The organism is Mesorhizobium sp. M1409, assembly GCF_040317535.1.
GTDB lineage: Bacteria > Pseudomonadota > Alphaproteobacteria > Rhizobiales > Rhizobiaceae > Mesorhizobium.
Map to the genome: position 1 here is coordinate 59,626 of NZ_JAMYKV010000032.1, position 17,114 is coordinate 76,739.

The 17,114-nt window shown below is 62.8% G+C and carries 16 protein-coding genes; 8 read left to right on the forward strand and 8 right to left on the reverse strand.

The annotated features are described in order from the left end of the window. Positions 1-8: 8 nt before the first annotated feature. Complete coding sequence (locus NKG99_RS22835; RefSeq protein ID WP_352870895.1) at positions 9-1,844, reverse strand: monovalent cation:proton antiporter-2 (CPA2) family protein; 1,836 nt, start codon at positions 1,842-1,844, stop codon at positions 9-11. Between the two features lie 247 nt (positions 1,845-2,091). On the opposite strand from NKG99_RS22835, the gene NKG99_RS22840 reads away from it, so the two are divergent. Next, entirely contained in the window at positions 2,092-2,358 is a 267-nt protein-coding gene (locus NKG99_RS22840; protein WP_352870897.1) for a hypothetical protein, read from the forward strand. An 89-nt stretch (positions 2,359-2,447) separates the two neighbouring features. Here the strand turns inward: NKG99_RS22840 and NKG99_RS22845 are convergent, their stop codons facing one another. From NKG99_RS22845 to NKG99_RS22860, 4 genes are all read right to left on the reverse strand, one after another. Continuing rightward, complete coding sequence (locus NKG99_RS22845) at positions 2,448-3,002, reverse strand: hypothetical protein (protein WP_352870898.1); 555 nt, start codon at positions 3,000-3,002, stop codon at positions 2,448-2,450. A 135-nt stretch (positions 3,003-3,137) separates the two neighbouring features. Beyond that, positions 3,138-4,265 carry a YcjF family protein gene (locus NKG99_RS22850; RefSeq protein ID WP_352870899.1) on the reverse strand — a complete coding sequence of 376 codons (1,128 nt, stop codon included), beginning with the start codon at positions 4,263-4,265 and terminating at the stop codon, positions 3,138-3,140. Further along, positions 4,262-5,740, reverse strand: coding sequence for a YcjX family GTP-binding protein (locus NKG99_RS22855; protein WP_352870900.1), 1,479 nt, complete (start codon positions 5,738-5,740; stop codon positions 4,262-4,264). Before NKG99_RS22855 ends, NKG99_RS22850 begins: the two co-directional genes overlap by 4 nt. A 63-nt stretch (positions 5,741-5,803) precedes the next feature. Then, positions 5,804-6,307: a SixA phosphatase family protein gene (locus NKG99_RS22860; protein ID WP_352870901.1), complete on the reverse strand. Its 504-nt coding sequence runs from the start codon at positions 6,305-6,307 to the stop codon at positions 5,804-5,806. A gap of 332 nt (positions 6,308-6,639) precedes the next feature. Here NKG99_RS22860 and dksA point away from each other — a divergent pair, with 332 nt between their 5' ends. Next, positions 6,640-7,056: an RNA polymerase-binding protein DksA gene (dksA, locus tag NKG99_RS22865; protein WP_013531862.1), complete on the forward strand. Its 417-nt coding sequence runs from the start codon at positions 6,640-6,642 to the stop codon at positions 7,054-7,056. 231 nt (positions 7,057-7,287) lie between these two features. Here the strand turns inward: dksA and NKG99_RS22870 are convergent, their stop codons facing one another. After that, positions 7,288-8,025, reverse strand: coding sequence for a hypothetical protein (locus tag NKG99_RS22870; protein WP_352870903.1), 738 nt, complete (start codon positions 8,023-8,025; stop codon positions 7,288-7,290). 223 nt (positions 8,026-8,248) lie between these two features. Here NKG99_RS22870 and cckA point away from each other — a divergent pair, with 223 nt between their 5' ends. Together cckA and NKG99_RS22880 are read left to right on the forward strand one after the other, a co-directional pair. Next, the gene (cckA, locus tag NKG99_RS22875; protein ID WP_352870904.1) at positions 8,249-10,822 is read left to right on the forward strand and encodes a cell cycle histidine kinase CckA; all 2,574 of its coding nucleotides are present in this window, start codon (positions 8,249-8,251) and stop codon (positions 10,820-10,822) included. A gap of 85 nt (positions 10,823-10,907) precedes the next feature. Next, positions 10,908-11,618, forward strand: coding sequence for a purine-nucleoside phosphorylase (locus NKG99_RS22880; protein WP_352870911.1), 711 nt, complete (start codon positions 10,908-10,910; stop codon positions 11,616-11,618). On the opposite strand, the gene NKG99_RS22885 is transcribed toward NKG99_RS22880, so the two are convergent. Beyond that, positions 11,615-11,920, reverse strand: coding sequence for a ribbon-helix-helix domain-containing protein (locus NKG99_RS22885; protein WP_352870912.1), 306 nt, complete (start codon positions 11,918-11,920; stop codon positions 11,615-11,617). The genes NKG99_RS22880 and NKG99_RS22885 overlap by 4 nt on opposite strands. Positions 11,921-12,145: 225 nt before the next feature. Between NKG99_RS22885 and NKG99_RS22890 the strand changes: the two genes are divergently transcribed. The 3 genes from NKG99_RS22890 to NKG99_RS22900 all read left to right on the forward strand — a co-directional run bounded on the left by NKG99_RS22890 (position 12,146) and on the right by NKG99_RS22900 (position 14,852). Next, positions 12,146-12,541 (forward strand): VOC family protein, encoded by a 396-nt coding sequence (locus NKG99_RS22890; RefSeq protein WP_352870905.1) that lies wholly within the window; start codon positions 12,146-12,148, stop codon positions 12,539-12,541. Positions 12,542-12,711: 170 nt separating this feature from the next. Beyond that, positions 12,712-13,242, forward strand: a complete 531-nt coding sequence (locus tag NKG99_RS22895; protein WP_352870906.1) for a gluconate 2-dehydrogenase subunit 3 family protein — start codon at positions 12,712-12,714, stop codon at positions 13,240-13,242. 38 nt (positions 13,243-13,280) lie between these two features. Beyond that, positions 13,281-14,852, forward strand: a complete 1,572-nt coding sequence (locus tag NKG99_RS22900; RefSeq protein ID WP_352870907.1) for a GMC family oxidoreductase — start codon at positions 13,281-13,283, stop codon at positions 14,850-14,852. A gap of 64 nt (positions 14,853-14,916) precedes the next feature. Here the strand turns inward: NKG99_RS22900 and NKG99_RS22905 are convergent, their stop codons facing one another. Then, positions 14,917-15,330, reverse strand: coding sequence for a hypothetical protein (locus NKG99_RS22905; protein WP_352870908.1), 414 nt, complete (start codon positions 15,328-15,330; stop codon positions 14,917-14,919). Positions 15,331-15,643: 313 nt separating this feature from the next. On the opposite strand from NKG99_RS22905, the gene urtA reads away from it, so the two are divergent. Next, positions 15,644-16,954 carry an urea ABC transporter substrate-binding protein gene (gene urtA / locus NKG99_RS22910; RefSeq protein WP_352870909.1) on the forward strand — a complete coding sequence of 437 codons (1,311 nt, stop codon included), beginning with the start codon at positions 15,644-15,646 and terminating at the stop codon, positions 16,952-16,954. Positions 16,955-17,114: the final 160 nt, after the last annotated feature.

Sequence of the window (17,114 nt, forward strand, 5' to 3'; positions counted from 1 at the left end):
TTCCTTGCTCAGTCAGCGGGTTCGGATTTGTGCAGCACGCCGGCCGTCTCTTCGTTGAGCGCCTGACCAGGGCGGCGTGGCGTGGAGAGCGGTGTCGGAATCGGCGTGCCGATATTGCCTTTCAAGAAGCGCTGTCCGGCGCGAATGCCTTCGGCGAGCTGAGTTTCGAAGCGGTCGGTGTCGCGGCGTCTGACATCTTCGATCGTTTCAGCCACGTCTTCCGGATCGACACCCAGCGATTCCAGGGCCGAGCCGCCGAAAACAAGTGCGGATTCGAAGGTTTCACGCAGTTGGTAATCAACGCCGGCGCGAATGAGTTGCAGCGCGGTACCACGATCGAAAGCGCGTGCCAGCACTGTGAGCAAAGGAAACTCAGCCTTGATCAGCTGTGCGATGCGGACGGCGGCATCCGGCTTATCGACGCAGATCAGTACGGCGCGCGCCCGGCCGGCGCCGGCCGCATGCAGGATGTCCAGCCGGGTGCCGTCGCCATAGTAGACCTTGAAGCCGAAATCGGCCGCCGCCTGGATCATCTCCACCTCATTGTCGATGATCGAGACGTCGATGCCGCGCAGCAGCAGCGGCTGGCTGGCGATCTGCCCGAAGCGGCCGAAACCGATGATCAGCACGCTGCCGGTCAGGCCATCGGCGACATCGACCCCGTCGAGCGACTGCTCGTCGCGTGGTGTCAGATACCGCAAGGCGATGATCGCCAGCGGCGTCAGTACCATGGAGATGATGACGATCGCCGTCAGCGTCGCGTTGGCGTTGCCGTCGATGATGCCGACGGCCGCCGCCGCCGAGTAAAGGACAAAGGCGAATTCGCCGCCTTGCGCCATGAAGATCGCGCGCTCCAAGGCTTCGCGATGACCTGACTTCAGGACCCGGGCGACGATGTAGATGCCAAACGCCTTCATCACCATGTAGGCGACGACATAGATGGCGATCAGCCGCCAGTTCGCGGCGACCACATGCAGGTCGAGCGACATGCCGACCGCGAGAAAGAACAGGCCGAGCAGGATGCCGCGGAACGGTTCGATGTCGGCTTCGAGTTGGTGGCGGAAAGTCGATTCGGACAGCAGCACGCCGGCCAGGAAGGCCCCCATCGCCATCGACAGGCCGCTGAGCTGCATGGCGAGCGCGGATCCGAGAACGACCAGAAGCGCCGCCGCCGTCATCACCTCGCGGGCACGGGCATCCGCCAGGATGCGGAAGAACGGATTGAGCAAATAGCGACCGGCCACCACCAGGCCTACGATCGCGGCGAGGCCGATGCCGACCTCGGTCAGCCGCTCCGACAGGCTGGTGTCGGCTCCACCAGGCGCCAGGAACGCGATCAGGGCCAGCAGCGGCACGATGGCCAGGTCCTCGAGCAGCAGGACCGATACGATGCGCTGGCCTTTCGGCGCGGCGATTTCGCCGCGTTCCTCGAGAAGCTGCATGACGATCGCCGTCGAGGTCAGCACGAAGCCGGCGCCGGCGACGAAGGATTGCGCGATCGGAAACCCTCCCGCCATGCCAACACCGGTCAGCAGAAGCGCGCAGACGCCGACCTGCAGGGCGCCCAGGCCGAAGATCTCGCGGCGCAGGCCCCACAGCCGCGACGGCTGCATTTCCAACCCGATGATGAACAGGAACATCACCACGCCGAGTTCGGCGACATGAAGAATGGCTTCCGATTCGGAAAAGACGCCGAGGCCGAACGGGCCGATCACCACACCGGCGGCCAGATAGCCGAGAATCGAGCCGAGGCCCATGCGCTTGAAGATCGGAACGGCGACGACGCCGGCCGCAAGCAGCGCCACCACCTGAACCAGATCGCTGCTCGATGCCTCTACCGCCATGCCGCCATTCCGCTCGTTTGAGGACCGATTCCGATTTCGGGTTTATGTGACAGGGGGCGAAGATAGGGGCTTCGGCGGGGATCGAACAGCCCGAATCCAGATCACCGGCGACGTTGCAGGCGCGATACACAAGTTGACGCCGGGAACACGTTGCATCTTGGCACAATCGATGGCTAAGGACGCTCGGCTTCGGCCATTGGAGGGTGATCGACGATCAAGTCGCGCCCTTTTTGAGGAGATGACTGACATGAAGAAGTTTTTGTTTGTTGCCGTCGGCCTGGCGGTGCTTGCCGGTTCGGCTTGCTCGAAGGCGCCTGAGTGCACGGCGGAGATCGCGACCAAGAAGGCGCAGGACATGGCTACCGCGCTGCAGGAGGCGATCACCAAGGACCCGTCCAAGGCGGCTGATCTGACCGCCAAGGTCCAGGCGGTGACAACCAAGTATCAGGGCACCACGACACTGGCCGACGCCTGCAAGGCCTATGACGAGGTGACGGCCGCGATCAAGGGCTAACGCCCTGATTCGAGATCAAGGGCTAAGCGCCTGATTCGATGATTCAAACGAGGCGGCGACCGCTGGGTCGCCGCCTTTTTTTGGATTTTTCAGTTCGGGGCGATGGAGCCGACTTGGACGGCGTCGACGCGCTTCAGGCTCATGCCGATCACCGGCACCAACTGGTCGTCGACGCGCACTGCAATGGTCACCGTCATCGAGTTGTCGTCGGGGATGCGGGCCTGCATGACACCGCGCAACTGGTTGCGGTTGATGGTGAAGACCACCTTGCGGGCATCGACCACGTTGCCGCCGATGATGTCGAGGCCGGAGCCGGTGGCACCACCCATGAAGCTGCCCTTGTAGCCCTCCCGGCCCTTGCGCTCGATCTTGGCCGACATCTGCTGGGTGAACATGCCGACCCGGCAGCCGCCGTCGAGCGACATGCCGACCGTGCCGTCGGGCGTCGAGCCGGTGAAGCTGCAGTTGAATTTGGTGCCCTTGTACTTGCCGGCGACGATTTCGCCGGGGCCGATCCATTTGCCTTCGGCCGACTGGAAGAACTGCTTGTCCGGTTCCGCCGCGGAGGCCGCTCCGGCAATGCCGACGAGAGCTGTGATCACGGTTGCCAGGGGCAGGACGCTGGATAGTACTACGCTTTTCATCGACGACACCCGGCAACAAAGAGGCTGTTTGGAACCCGTCTGACCATGAACAAGATTGGTTAATGCTTCGTCACTAAGGGGCCGCCACAAAGCAGTCCGGTAACAATTCCGAAGGTCCAAACGCTCCGGCCCGGCTTACTTGCCAGGCGGGGCTGCTTCACTGTCTTTCCTGGTGGCAAACGATGTCAGCGCGGAGAGGAAATCGCCCAGTCCGGGACGCTTCGCGGCGCTGAAGGGCAGGGGGCGCGCCGTCTCCATCGCCGCGATGCCGATGCGCGCCGTCATCATGCCGTTGACGACGCCCTCGCCAAGCTTGGCCGAAAGACGCGCCGCCAGGCCGTGGCCGACGATCTGCTGGACGAAACTGTCGCCGATCGCGATCGAGCCGGTAACCGCCAGATGCGCCAGCACGCTGCGCGCCAGGCGGAAGAAACCCAGTGTTCCCGGCCGTCCGCCATAGAGTTCCGACAGGCGGCGGATGAGCCGCCCGGCCTCGAACACGACATAGGCGACATCGACGAGCGCGCGCGGGCTGACCGCCGTCACCAGCGAGACGCGTTTGGCGGCCTCGAGAATCATCACCTTCGCCCTGGCATCGAGGGGGCCGAGAATTTCGGCCTCGGCCAGGCGCACAAGATTGCCGCCGTCGATGATTTCGCCACGCAGTTCGGCCAGCGCGCGCCGGCCGGCCGCAGTCTCGGGTTTGGCCGCGACAAAGGCCGACAGTTCGTCGACGACCGATCGTGCTGCCTTGGGATCGTCACGCGCGATCGCGTCGAGCGCCCGCTTCTGCAGCTTTTCGACCTCGGCGAGGCGGGCAATCGCCAGAAACTCGCGAATCAGGATCACCACAAGCGCCAGCACGGCGATGGCAGCCATGCCCGCGGCCAGCCAGCCCAGCCATTCGGCGCGCGCGAAGAGGTCGCGTATGAGCTGGTCGGTCCACAGGCCGACAGCCAGCGAAACCAGGACACCAAAAGCGCCGAAGAAGATGCTGCCGAGCAGCGAGCGTTTTTTGGGGGCGATCGCTGGCGGCGGCTCCGCGGCAATGATGTCGGGCTCGTCGAAGACATCGACATCCGCCGGTATGACCATCGCGACATCGGTTTTCATCGCACGGGGTTTGCGTTTGGTGTCGGTCTGGGCACGGATTGCGGCCTGGGCACGGGTCTCAGCCTGGTCGTTGCGAGGCCCAGGGGCCGATTGTCTCGATGTGGCTTCCGGCTCGATGCGGAATGCCGCCGGCTTGCGGGGGGCGGTCATGCCAGATGATCTCCGATCAGGAACTGCAAGGCACGATCGAGCCTGATATGCGGCAACGACAGCGTGACACCTTCGGCCGTGCGTTCGAGCTTTGGTGGACGGAAACGGACGAAGCGAATTGCGTGATCCGCGGAGTCCTGCTTATGGTCGGGGCCCGAAACATCGAACACCGCATCAATATTCTCCGGTAAGTCACCGGGAAATATGGCTGTTTCCGTCTTTCCATCAAAGGTTTCGCCGTTGATCCTCTCGTCGGCGATCGGCGTGCCGATGATGACTGGCAACGTCTCTCGACCCTGCTTGACGGTGCCTTCGCGTGTCGCGCGCATCGCCGCCATGGCGACGACATCGACATCCGCGCCGGTGAAATTCGCGCGCGCCACGGCGCGGTCGGCAAGCCGCCGCACGATCGCCTGCAGGCGGTCATGGCTTTCGTGGTGCAGGTGATCGGCCTTGGTCGCGGCAACCAGTATGCGGTCGATGCGCCGCGAGAACAGGTCAGTGAGGAAGCTGCCGCGGCCGGGACGGAAACAACTGAGGATCTCGGTCACCGCGCGCTCCAGGTCGGCCATGGCGCCGGGACCGGCGTTCAGCGCCTGCATGGCGTCGATCAGCACGATCTGGCGATCGAGGCGGGTGATGTGTTCGCGGAAGAACGGTTTCACGACATGCGTCTTGTAGGCCTCGTAACGCCTGTCCATCATGGCGTGCAGCGACCCTGGGCGCGGACGCTTGTCGCCAATCCCAGCCAGAGGCGCGAAGGTCAGTGCTGGCGAGCCCTCGAGATCGCCAGGCATCAGGAAGCGGCCGGGCGGCAAGGTCGAAAGCGCCCGGTCGTCGAGCTTACATGCCTTCAGATAGGCGGCGAAACTTTCGGCCAGGCGGCGCGCCGTCATCTCGTCGGCATCGGCGTTCGGGTTGATCTCCGCCGACAGCGCCCGCCAGGCCTGCGACAGGTCCTCGCGCACCGGCAGAACGGCCATTTCGAATGCTTCGTGCGAAAAATCGGCGAAGGATTTGCCGAGCAGCGGCAGGTCGAGCAGCCATTCGCCGGGATAGTCGACGATATCGACCGACAATCTGCCGGAGGAGAACATGCGGCTCCAGCCGGAGGCCGATTCATATTCGATGGTCAGCCGCAGTTCCGAAATGGCGCGCGTCGAATCGGGCCAGGCGCGGTCGTTGACCAAGGCGGCGATGTGGTCTTCGTACTGGAAGCGCGGCACGGCGTCGTCCGGCTGCTGCTCAAGGAAGGCGCGGGCGATGCGCCCTGATTTCTGTGCCTTGAACAGCGGCAGGCGCCCGCCATGGATCAAGTTGTGGACAAGGGCCGATATGAACACCGTCTTGCCCGCGCGGGACAATCCGGTCACGCCGAGGCGCAGCGATGGGGAAAAAAGCCCGGTAGCGCGTCCCGACAGCGTGTCGAGGGCAATCCTCGCCTCGTCGGTGAAGGTGGTCAGCGATGATGCCAAAATGTGCTCTCTTGGGCTTGCCTCCGCCCGATATAGGCTCTGCAACCCGCGTTTGAAATGGCTTCAGAGATTGGCCGGCGTCAGGAACGCTTCGAGATAGCCGGTGCCCTGGGCGGCCTTGGCAAGATCGCCGTCGAAGCGGACGACCGCCAGGCCCGCGGTCGGGAACCCATGGTTGAGTGTTGCCCGCGCCGTCTCGTCGCCATCGCCCGAAACCGCCATGGTGAGATCTTCCGTCATCGGATTGTGGCCGATGACCAGCAAGGAGCCCGATCCGCCATTGTCGCGGATGAGATGGAGGTAGCCGGCCGCGTCCGCGCTGTAGAGCGTGTCGAAGAACAGCACCCGACCGGTGTCGGTCTGGCCGGCCAGGCCTTCCAGCGTCTCCTTGGCGCGTTTGGCATTGGAGCACAGCGTCAGGTCCGGAACATAGGAGCGGGAGCGCATGGCGGCGCCCATCATTTCGGCGTCGGCGCGGCCGGATGCATCGAGCGGGCGATCGAAATCGCGCATGCCGGGCAGTGCCCAGCCAGCCTTGGCATGTCGCAACAGATAAAGCCTGCTCACCCAACCTCCGAATGCCGTGGCCTTCCGGGATTAGCCACGAGAACGCGTTGCGCACAATGGCTCGTGTGCCTCGAATACCCGAATCACCCATGATGCGGTGCCGCAAAAGGCGATAGTGCATCGGCCGAAGATCACAGCCGATGTTCCGAAAGCATGTTTCACAGGATCCAACGTGTCACAGCGTAGTTTGGTATCAAGACCACCGCGCACCGCTGCAAAGGTGCGCTCCGGCGCACATTAACAATTGCGTGAGACAGCGGCTGATTGCGCTTGTGCAGGCGTCGGACGGCGAATATATAGGCGCCAAATTTGGGGCAGTTTGGGTGAGTCGAATGAACGACATCGTTACCGCCGATTACGTACCCTCCGAAGACGAGCCGTTCATGAACGAGCGGCAGAAATCCTATTTCCGCTCAAAGCTCGTCACCTGGAAGAACGACATATTGCGCGAAGCGCGCGAAACACTGGAAATCCTGCAACAAGAAAACGCCAACCATCCCGATCTGGCCGATCGCGCCTCTTCGGAAACCGACCGCGCCATCGAACTCAGGGCGCGTGACCGTCAGCGCAAGCTCATTGCAAAGATCGATTCCGCGCTGCAGCGCATCGACGAAGGCACTTATGGCTATTGCGAAGAGACCGGCGAGCCGATCGCGCTGAAGCGGCTCGATGCACGTCCGATCGCGACGTTGTCGATCGAAGCGCAGGAGCGGCATGAGCGCCGCGAAAAAGTCTACCGCGACGACTGAGAGTCAAAGCCGGCGGCGCACGACCGGCCGTCATGAGCGACGTTGATTTTGAAATGGCCGGTTTTCCGGCCATTTCATTGGCGCGGCAGACCGGTCAGGGCGCACGAAATCCACAAAACCTTGAAGCATGGGCTCTTGACCCCATGGCCCTTGACGTATGGGCCTTCCGAAAGGTGGTTCGGCAGCCAAACCGGTTACGATTTTCGCTTGGGATAGCTAATCAGGGGCCGCTCATCGCTTCTGGCTGGAGAGTTCGCCGAGAAGCTTGGTCATTTCATCGTCGAGCGACTGTGGTGTCTTGGCCGCCGGCTTGCCCGCCGGGCTGCCGGAGCGGGGCTGGTCGAGCGACACTTCGAGTTCCCTCATCAGCGTGTCGTCGATGCTCTCCTGTCTCGGCGGCGGCAGTGGTGCAGGCCGGACGACATTGGCATTCGCGGAGCCGTAGGCGGGCAGCGGCGTGACATTGGTCGGCTGGTAGCTTTGCGCCGCGGTTGGCGGTGCCGGTGCTGTTTGGCGCGGGCGAGCGGGCGGCGCTGTGTTCGCCGGCTGCGGAGCCGGTGCCTGTCTTGGCGGCGGTGGAGCGGGTTGCGGCGGACGCGGCCTTGCCGCCGGGGCCGCGGCGGCCGGCACCGGCTGCAAGCCGCCGTCTCCGGTCAATGCCGGACGCCGCGGCGCCGAAAGACGGATATCGCGCTCGACGACGAGGTCGGTCGGGCCGCCGATCAGAAGCAGATGCTCGATGTCATCGCGGCGCACCAGCACCAGCCGGCGATGGCTGTCGACGGCGGTGGCGTCCATGACGGCCAGCCGTGTCTTGCGGTTCCTGCCGCCGGCAACGAAGGTTCCGAACGTCAGATTGCGCACCAGCTTGACGATGATGAGAACGATGACCAGCAGGACAAGTGCTGCAAACGTCCACAACAGTGCCGCGGCATAACCAGGACCCGCCACGCTATCCAGCCATTGCATCGGTTTCCCCTGATTGCCCTTGGAAGTGACGCGACACTAGACCGTTGCGGCGGGCCACCGCAAGTTGCGTTTCACGCTGGTGAACAGCTAGAAAAACTCCGAAGGCTTGAAGACATCATTTTTATCCGACATTTGCCGCCAAGGCCTTTTCCGGACTAGGAGAATGTGATTCAACCCGCTAGGGGCGGATGTCGGAACACCGGAATTCACGAGCAGGGGGCATATGGCCAAGGAAGCGCGCGGCGATTTCTATCCGGTACCGATCGTCGACCAGAACACGCGACCGGGCGCGGTCACCCGGCTCATCATTTTCATCGTCGTTCTGACGGGGGCGGCGATCGTCTTCGGCCTTTTCCGCGAGCGCCTCGGCGATCCTTTCCTGCTCGGCATGCTCGGCGTGCTGGCGATGATCGGCGTCGGCTTCCTGTTTGCCACGGCGATCGGCTTCGTGCAGGTCACGCCGCGCTCGACGGGCGACGAACTGTCGAAATCCTTCGTCGATTCGATGTCGCAGGGCCTTCTCGTCACCGACACCAAGGGCCGTGTCGTCTACGCCAATCGCGCCTATGCCGATATGACCGGAGCGTCGTCGGCGGCCGACCTGAAGACGGTCGAGGGGTTGCTCTCGGATGTCCCCGAAGCGTCGGTGACGATCTATCGCCTGGCGTCCGGCCTGCGCGACGGCCAGCCGGGCGATGGCGAGTTTCGGCTCGCGCAATCCATTCGGCCCGGTGCCGAGCCCGGCGCCCGCTGGTACCGGGCGCGCGCCCGCACCTTCAGCGTTCCGGGCCAGCGGCTGCCCATGCTCGCTTGGCAGCTTGCCGACATCTCGCAGGAGCGGGCCGAGCAGGAGCGGTTCTTTCTAGATTTGCAGCAGGCGATAGATCATCTCGACCACGCGCCGGCCGGCTTCTTTTCGGCCGATCAGGAGGGCCGCGTCACCTACATCAATGCCACGCTCGCCGAATGGCTGGGCATCGACCTCACCAGCTTCACGCCCGGTGCGGTCTCCCTGGCCGAGATCGTGGCCGGCGACGGCATGGCGCTGGTCCGTTCGGTCAAGGCCGATCCCGGCACGACGCGCAACGCGGTCATCGATCTCGACTTGACGACGATGACGGGCGAGGCGCTGCCGGTGCGCTTCATGCATCGCGTGTCGGCCAGCCGCGAAGGCCTCAACGGGCCGACACGCACGATCGTGCTCAACCGTACGCAAGGCGAGGACTCCTCTGCCGATTTGCGGGCCTCGGAAGTGCGCTTCACCCGCTTCTTCAATTCGACACCGATGGCGATAGCCGGCGTCGACCACGACGGGCGCATCCTGCGCACCAATGCGCCGTTCCTGTCGCTGTTTTCATCCGTCGTCGACCGCGACGCCGTCGATCGCCGTGTGCGGCTCGACACGGTCATCCATGAACGCGACCGGCCGGCCTTCGCGGCTGCTTTCGAAAAGGCGCAGCAGCGGCAGGCCGACATCGAGCCGATCGATACGCTTCTGCCCGGCAATGACGAGCGGCACATCCGTTTCTACGTCAACGCTGTCGCCGACGGTACCGGCGGCGAGGGCGCCGAGGAGTCCGCCATCGTCTACGCCGTCGAGACGACGGAGCAGAAAGCGCTCGAAGGGCAGATGGCGCAAAGCCAGAAGATGCAGGCGGTGGGCCAGCTTGCCGGCGGCATCGCGCATGATTTCAACAATGTGCTGACCGCCATCATCATGGCGTCCGACCTTTTGTTGACCAACCACCGTCCGTCGGATCCATCCTTCCCCGACATCATGAACATCAAGCAGAACGCCAACCGGGCGGCTTCGCTGGTGCGGCAGTTGCTGGCCTTCTCGCGCAAGCAGACGTTGCGGCCGGAAGTGCTCAACCTGACCGACGTGCTCGCCGATCTCCGGATGCTGCTGGCCCGCCTGGTCGGCAACGATATCAAGCTGAAGGTCGACCATGGCCGCGACCTGTGGCCGGTCAAGGTCGATATCGGGCAGTTCGAGCAGGTGGTGGTCAACCTCGCGGTCAACGCGCGCGACGCCATGCCGGGGGGTGGTGATCTCACCGTGCGCACCCGCAATGTGACCGCCGAGGAATGCAAGGCCTTTTCCTATCGTGAACTCACCCCGGCCGACTATGTCGTGGTCGAAGTCGAGGACACCGGCAGCGGTATCGCGCCCGACGTGCTGAAGAAGATTTTCGAGCCCTTCTTCACCACCAAGGAAGTCGGCAAGGGCACCGGCCTTGGCCTGTCGATGGTCTACGGCATCATCAAGCAGACCGGCGGCTTCATCTACTGCGATTCCGAGGTCGGCAAAGGGTCGACTTTCCGCATTTTCCTGCCACGTCATATCGCGGAGCTGAAAAAAGCGGGCGAGCCCGACGATGTGCCGGCGGCACCGGTGAAGGTGGCCGATGCGGCCAAGGACCTGTCTGGCTCGGCCACGGTGCTGCTCGTCGAGGACGAGGATGCCGTGCGCATGGGCGGCATGCGGGCGCTGGTGTCGCGTGGCTACACCGTGCATGAGGCGTCTTCGGGCGTCGAGGCGCTGGAAGTGTTCGACGCGCTGGGCGGCAAGGTCGACATCGTCGTTTCCGACGTGGTGATGCCGGAAATGGATGGACCGACCCTGCTTGGTGAGTTGCGCAAGCGCCAGCCGGACATCAAGTTTGTCTTCGTGTCCGGTTATGCCGAGGACGCATTCGCCAGAAACCTGCCGGCCGACGCGCATTTCGGCTTCCTGCCAAAGCCGTTTTCGCTCAAGCAGTTGGCGACGATCGTCAAGGACATGCTGGAGTCTTAGAACTTCTCTATTTTCTTCCCTTGCGTCGCGCCGTGACAACGCCATGATCGCGGATGAAACGGCAAGCGGGCTTGGGGAGCAGCGATTGACGCCGCACAACGAAGCGGACAAGGACGACTACGCCGACACGGTGCTGTTGCCGGGCGATCCGCAGCGCGCCGATTGGATGGCGCAAACCTTCCTGGAAGTGCCGCGCTGCATCAATCGCCGACGTGGCGCGCTTGGCTTCACCGGACTGTTTCGCGGCAAGCCCGTCAGCATCCAGTCGACCGGCATCGGCGTCTCGTCGTTTCTGATCTATGTGCATGAATTGCTTGACTATTATGGCGCCCAGACGCTGATCCGCACCGGCACCTGCGGCAGCCTGACCGCCAAGGCAAAGCTGCGCAGCTTGGTCATCTCGCAATCGGCACAAGCGGAAAGCGCGCAGAGTGGTCAGGTCTTCGGCCTTTATGAACCCGCCGGCCCGGATCCGGCGCTTCTCGCCTGTGCGCTTGCCAAGGCGGCCGAACTTGGCATCGACCATTGCACCGGCCCAACGGTGTGCAGTGACATCTTTTATCATCCCGTAGGAGCCGGCCGCTTTGCCGATGCGCGGGCGGCCGGAGTCCTGGCCGTGGATATGGAAACCAGCGCTCTTTATCGCATCGCCGCGCATTTCGGGGCTCGCGCGCTGTCGATCTGCGTCGTGGTCGACGACATCGAGACCGGCGAACAGATCGATTATTCCGAGCGCCAGGAGTTGTTCGCCGACATGACCCGGCTAGCGCTCGCGGTCGCCGTGGAAGCGCCCTAGGCGGCTTCCCGCTTCGGCACCATCCGCTCTTCCATGCTCGGCCGGTGGCCACGCAGGTAGAGCGCGCAGGTGGTGCGCAGCATCGACGCAAAGTTCGGAATGGCGCCGTTGATCTCGATGGCTTCGTCATAAAGCTTGGAGATGAATTTTGGCGTCGTCAAACCCTGGTTTTCAGCGATTTCGTCCAGCAAGGCCCAGAATGTCGCTTCAAGCTGGATGCTGGTCGAGTGGCCGTCGATGCGAATCGACCGGTTGATCTGGCGATAGCCTTCGGGATCCTGGCCCGCAAACACCCTGCACATCCGACAAACCTCCCGTGATTGTTGGTCTTGGGTGGACGGGCCTGCGGTTTGATACTGCTTAACCTGTCCCCATGTGCATTCTCGGGCAAAATCGCCGCGACGGCAATCGGACTTTTGTCCCTGTCGGCGATGCAGGACGGTTACGGCCTCGTGCGGGGTAACCGGCTGCCACCACCTTTTGTCCGCGCCGCGCATAATCGCCTCCGCACCATCGCGGAGACTGATTTGGCCAAGGCGATTCACAGCATGATCCGGGTTCTCGACGAGGCCCGATCCGTCGACTTCTACAGAAATGCCTTCGGGCTCGATGTCGCCGACAGGCTGGACTTCGAGACTTTCACGCTCGTTTACCTCAGCAATGCCGAGACGGGGTTCGAGCTCGAACTGACCGTGAACAAGGATCGGCAGGAGCCTTACGCACTCGGCGACGGCTACGGTCACCTTGCGGTCTCGGTCGCCGACCTCGACAGCGAACATGACCGTCTCGGCGCGCTCGGCCTCAACCCGAAGAAGATCGTCGAGTTCAACCGCGACGGGTCGCTGATCGCCCGCTTCTTCTTCATCGAGGATCCCGACGGCTACAAGATCGAGGTTCTGCAACGTGGAGGTCGCTTCCAATAGGGAAATATTCGGCCGCGCTCGTCGGCGCGACGCCAGCAAACGGCACTCTCAAGCATGTCGCCCAAAAGTGCGCAGCGGTTTCGGGACGACGACATGCACAAACAAGGTCTTGAAGCCCGTCAATTGTGACGTGCTTCAAGGGGTGCAAATAGCAAGCAGGGAGGAACAAAATGGTCACGATCTATGACGCGAAGCCTGGGCTTTCACGTCGCGAGCTTCTCAAACGCGGTGGCATCGGCGCGCTGCTGGTCATCTCCGGCAGTGCGGTCATCAGTCCCGAACATGCCTGGGGGCTCGAGACATCGGCGCTCAAGCCCGAAACCATGGCGACGCTGATCCAGATGGCGCGCGACATCTATCCGCACGATCAGGTCCCCGACAAATATTACGCCATTGCCGTGAAGGGCCATGACGAGGAGGCCGGCAAGGATGCCGCCTACAAGGCGATGATCGAAGACGGCATCGCCGACCTCGACAAGAAGGCCGGTGACGGCGGCTATCGAGGCCTCGGCTGGGAGGACCAGCGCGTCGGCGTGCTGAAGCAGGTCGAGGCGACGCCGTTCTTCCAGGCCATCCGTGGCGGCCTCGTCGTCAGCCTCTACAACCAAAAAGAGGTGTGGCCGATCTTCGGCTACGAGGGCGAATCCTATTCCAAGGGCGGCTACATCGCGCGCGGTTTCGACGACATCGAGTGGCTCTGAGCCCCCGAACCCGCAAACAGAAATCATGGGAGGAAACCATGGCAGCTTCATTTGATCTGAACAACGATGGCGTGGTCGTCATCATCGGCTCGGGCGCCGGCGGCGGCACGCTCGGCAACGAACTCGCCCAAAAGGGTGTCGACGTCGTCATCCTGGAAGCCGGCGCGCGCCACGAATACGAGGATTTCATCAACGACGAATGGGGTTCGTTCACCCAACTCGCCTGGACGGACAAGCGCACGACGTCCGGTGACTGGCGTGTGGCCAAGGATTTTCCGAACCTGCCGGCCTGGATCGTCAAGTCGGTCGGCGGTTCGACCACGCATTGGGCCGGAGCCTCGCTGCGCTTCCAGGAGCATGAGTTCAAGACGCTGTCGACCTACGGAAAATTGGAAGGCGCCAACCTGCTGGACTGGCCGATCACGCTGGCCGAGATGGAGCCCTACTATGCCAAGGCCGAAGCCAAGATGGGCGTCACCGGCACCAATGACTGGCCGAGGCTGCCGGGCAACAACAATTTCAAGGTGTTGAAGGCCGGCGCCGACAAGCTCGGCTACAAGGAATGCCACACCGGCAACATGGCGATCAACTCGATCGAGCGCGACGACCGCATGTCCTGCCAGCAGACCGGCTTCTGCTTCCAGGGCTGCAAATGGGGCGCCAAATGGTCGACGCTCTATACCGAGATCCCCAAGGGCGAGGCGACGGGCCATCTCGAGGTCAGGCCGAACGCCATGGCGATCAAGATAAACCATGACGCCACGGGCAAGGTGACTGGCGTCGTCTATGCCGACAAGGACGGTAAGCTGCAGGAGCAGAAGGCGCGCATCGTCGCCGTCGCCGGCAACTCGATCGAAAGCCCGCGCCTGTTGCTCAATTCGGCATCGGGCAAATTCCCCGATGGTCTCGCCAACTCGTCGGGACAGGTGGGCAAGAACTACATGCGGCACACCACCGGCTCGGTCTATGCCATCTTCGACAGACCGGTGCACATGTATCGCGGCACCACCATGGCCGGCATCATCCGCGACGAGGCGCGCCACGATCCGTCGCGTGGTTTCGTCGGTGGCTACGAGTTCGAGACGCTGTCACTTGGCCTGCCGTTCATGGCGGCTTTCCTCGATCCGGGTGCCTGGGGGCGGTCCTTCACCACCGCGCTCGACCACTACGACCACATGGCAGGCCTGTGGATCGTCGGCGAGGACATGCCGCGCGCGGAGAACCGCATCACGCTGCATGCCGACGAGAAGGACGCGCATGGCATGCCGATCGCCGACGTGCATTTCGACGACCATCCGAACGACACCGCGATGCGCAATCACGCCTACAAGCAGGCCACTGCGCTCTATGCGGCGGTCGGCGCCACGCGCACCTTCCCGACGCCGCCCTATCCGTCGACCCACAATCTCGGCACCAACCGGATGAGCGAAAAAGCGGAAGACGGCGTCGTCAACAAGCATGGCCAGACGCACGACATCAAGAACCTGTTCGTGTCGGATGGCAGCCAGTTCACGACCGGTGCGGCGGAAAATCCGACGCTGACGATCGTGTCGCTGGCAATCCGCCAGGCCGATTACATCGCCGCGCAGATGTCGGCCAAGACGATCTAGTCACATCCTTCCGACGACCTGACGACGCGGAACCCGCAAGGTTCCGCGTCTTTTTCTTGCCGCCTCATTGCTTGGTGCAGGTCGAGGCGGTGAAGGCGCCGTCGGGCTGCTTCATGATGATGTCGAAGGAGGGCGGGGTCTGACCGTCCAACGTTGCCTGGGTCAGCGACAGCGAGTTGCCGCCGGCGGTATAGCCGCCCAATGGCCCGAGCCAGGAGATCCCGCCGTTTGCATCCATTTGATAATTGTACCCCTGCTGCGCGGTCCCGAAGGTGCCGAGGCCGGTGTAGAATGGGCCAGTGTAGACGTTCCCCTTGATGGTGATGTCGCCGAGATTAAGGAACATGCCAAGCAGATACACTTCGCAGCGATAGGTGCCGTCTGGCAGCTTGCCGTCGCTGAAGTCGGCTCGCGCGGCTCCGCTTGCTGCCGCCGCAAGCAATATACCCATAAAAATGCGTGAAATGCCTGAAACCATGACGTCGCTCGTTTGAGGCGCGAGGTTGCCCTATTTTTGCACCGTGCCGCAACACCGGTCGTCTGCGACATGCCTATGAAGATCAAAATCTAGGCATTTGATAAGAATGAGCGAAAATTAGGCAGATGCCCCGTGTGCTGCGCAAATTTCTCTCAATCAATTTTTAACCAGCTCTCTTTGTTTCTATAAGCCTGGCATTTCAACACGCTGATAACGCTGGACTATTCGTCTCCATTTGGTGTCGCCAAGGCGATTGGCATGGGGGTTGCTTTGTAGTGTTGCGGTGCAATCAACCAGCTTGGGAGTCTGTAATATGAGGGGTAATTTCTCGACAATAACAAAGATGTTTTCGGCGAGCGTGGTTGCCGCCGGCCTGTTGATGTCCGCACCCGCCAGGGCGGCCGACGACACCATCAAGGTCGGCATTCTCCATTCGCTGTCGGGGACCATGGCGATTTCGGAGACGACGCTGAAGGACGCCATGCTGATGCTCATCGACGAGCAGAACGCCAAGGGCGGCCTGCTCGGCAAGAAGCTCGAGGCGGTCGTCGTCGATCCTGCTTCCAACTGGCCCCTGTTCGCCGAAAAGGCGCGCGAGCTGATCTCCAAGGACAAGGTCGCGGCGGTGTTCGGCTGCTGGACCTCGGTGTCGCGCAAATCGGTGTTGCCGGTGTTCTCCGAGCTCGACAACATCCTGTTCTATCCCGTCCAGTATGAGGGCGAGGAAAGCGAGCGCAACGTGTTCTACACGGGCGCGGCGCCGAACCAGCAGGCCATTCCGGCGGTCGATTATCTGATGAGCGAGGACGGCGGTTCGGTGAAGCGCTGGGTGCTCGAAGGCACCGACTACGTCTATCCGCGCACCACCAACAAGATCCTCGAGGCCTATCTGAAGGCCAAGGGCGTCGCTGCCGAAGACATCATGGTCAACTACACGCCGTTCGGCTTCTCCGACTGGCAGACCGAGGTTTCGGCGATCAAGAAGTTCGGTTCGGCCGGCAAGAAGACCGCCGTCGTCTCGACCGTCAACGGCGATGCCAACGTGCCGTTCTACAAGGAACTCGGCAACCAGGGCGTCAAGGCCGAGGACATCCCGGTCATGGCCTTCTCTGTCGGCGAGGAAGAACTTGCCGGTCTCGACACCGCGCCGCTCGTCGGCCATCTCGCCGCCTGGAACTATTTTGAAAGCATCGACACGCCCGAGAACAAGAAGTTCATCGCCGGCTGGCACAAGTTCATCAAGAACGACAAGCGCACCACCAACGACCCGATGGAGGCCCATTACATCGGCTTCAACATGTGGGTGAAGGCGGTCGAGAAGGCCGGCACCACGGATCCGGACAAGGTCATCGACGCCATGGTCGGTGTTTCGGTGCCTAACCTGACCGGCGGCTATTCGACGATGATGCCGAACCACCACATCACCAAGCCGGTGCTGATCGGTGAAATCCAGGCCGACGGCCAGTTCGAAACCGTCTCGCGCACGCCGGGCCTGGTGATGGGCGACGAGTGGTCCGACTATTTGCCTGATTCCAAGGACCTGATCTCCGATTGGCGCGCGCCTCTGTCCTGCGGCAACTTCAACGTCGCCACGGGCAAGTGCGGCGGCAAGGGAACGAACTGATCCTCCCCGGGCTGATCTAGTCAGACCGCGCGCGTGCGGGCGGGGGGCGCCCCCCGCCGGGCGGGGCATTTAAAACGATGAAGGGGGGTTAATAAAACGCTGAGCATTTTACCCGCCCGGCGGGCGCGGGTGTTGGTGGTGGGGGCGCGGGTGGGCGACG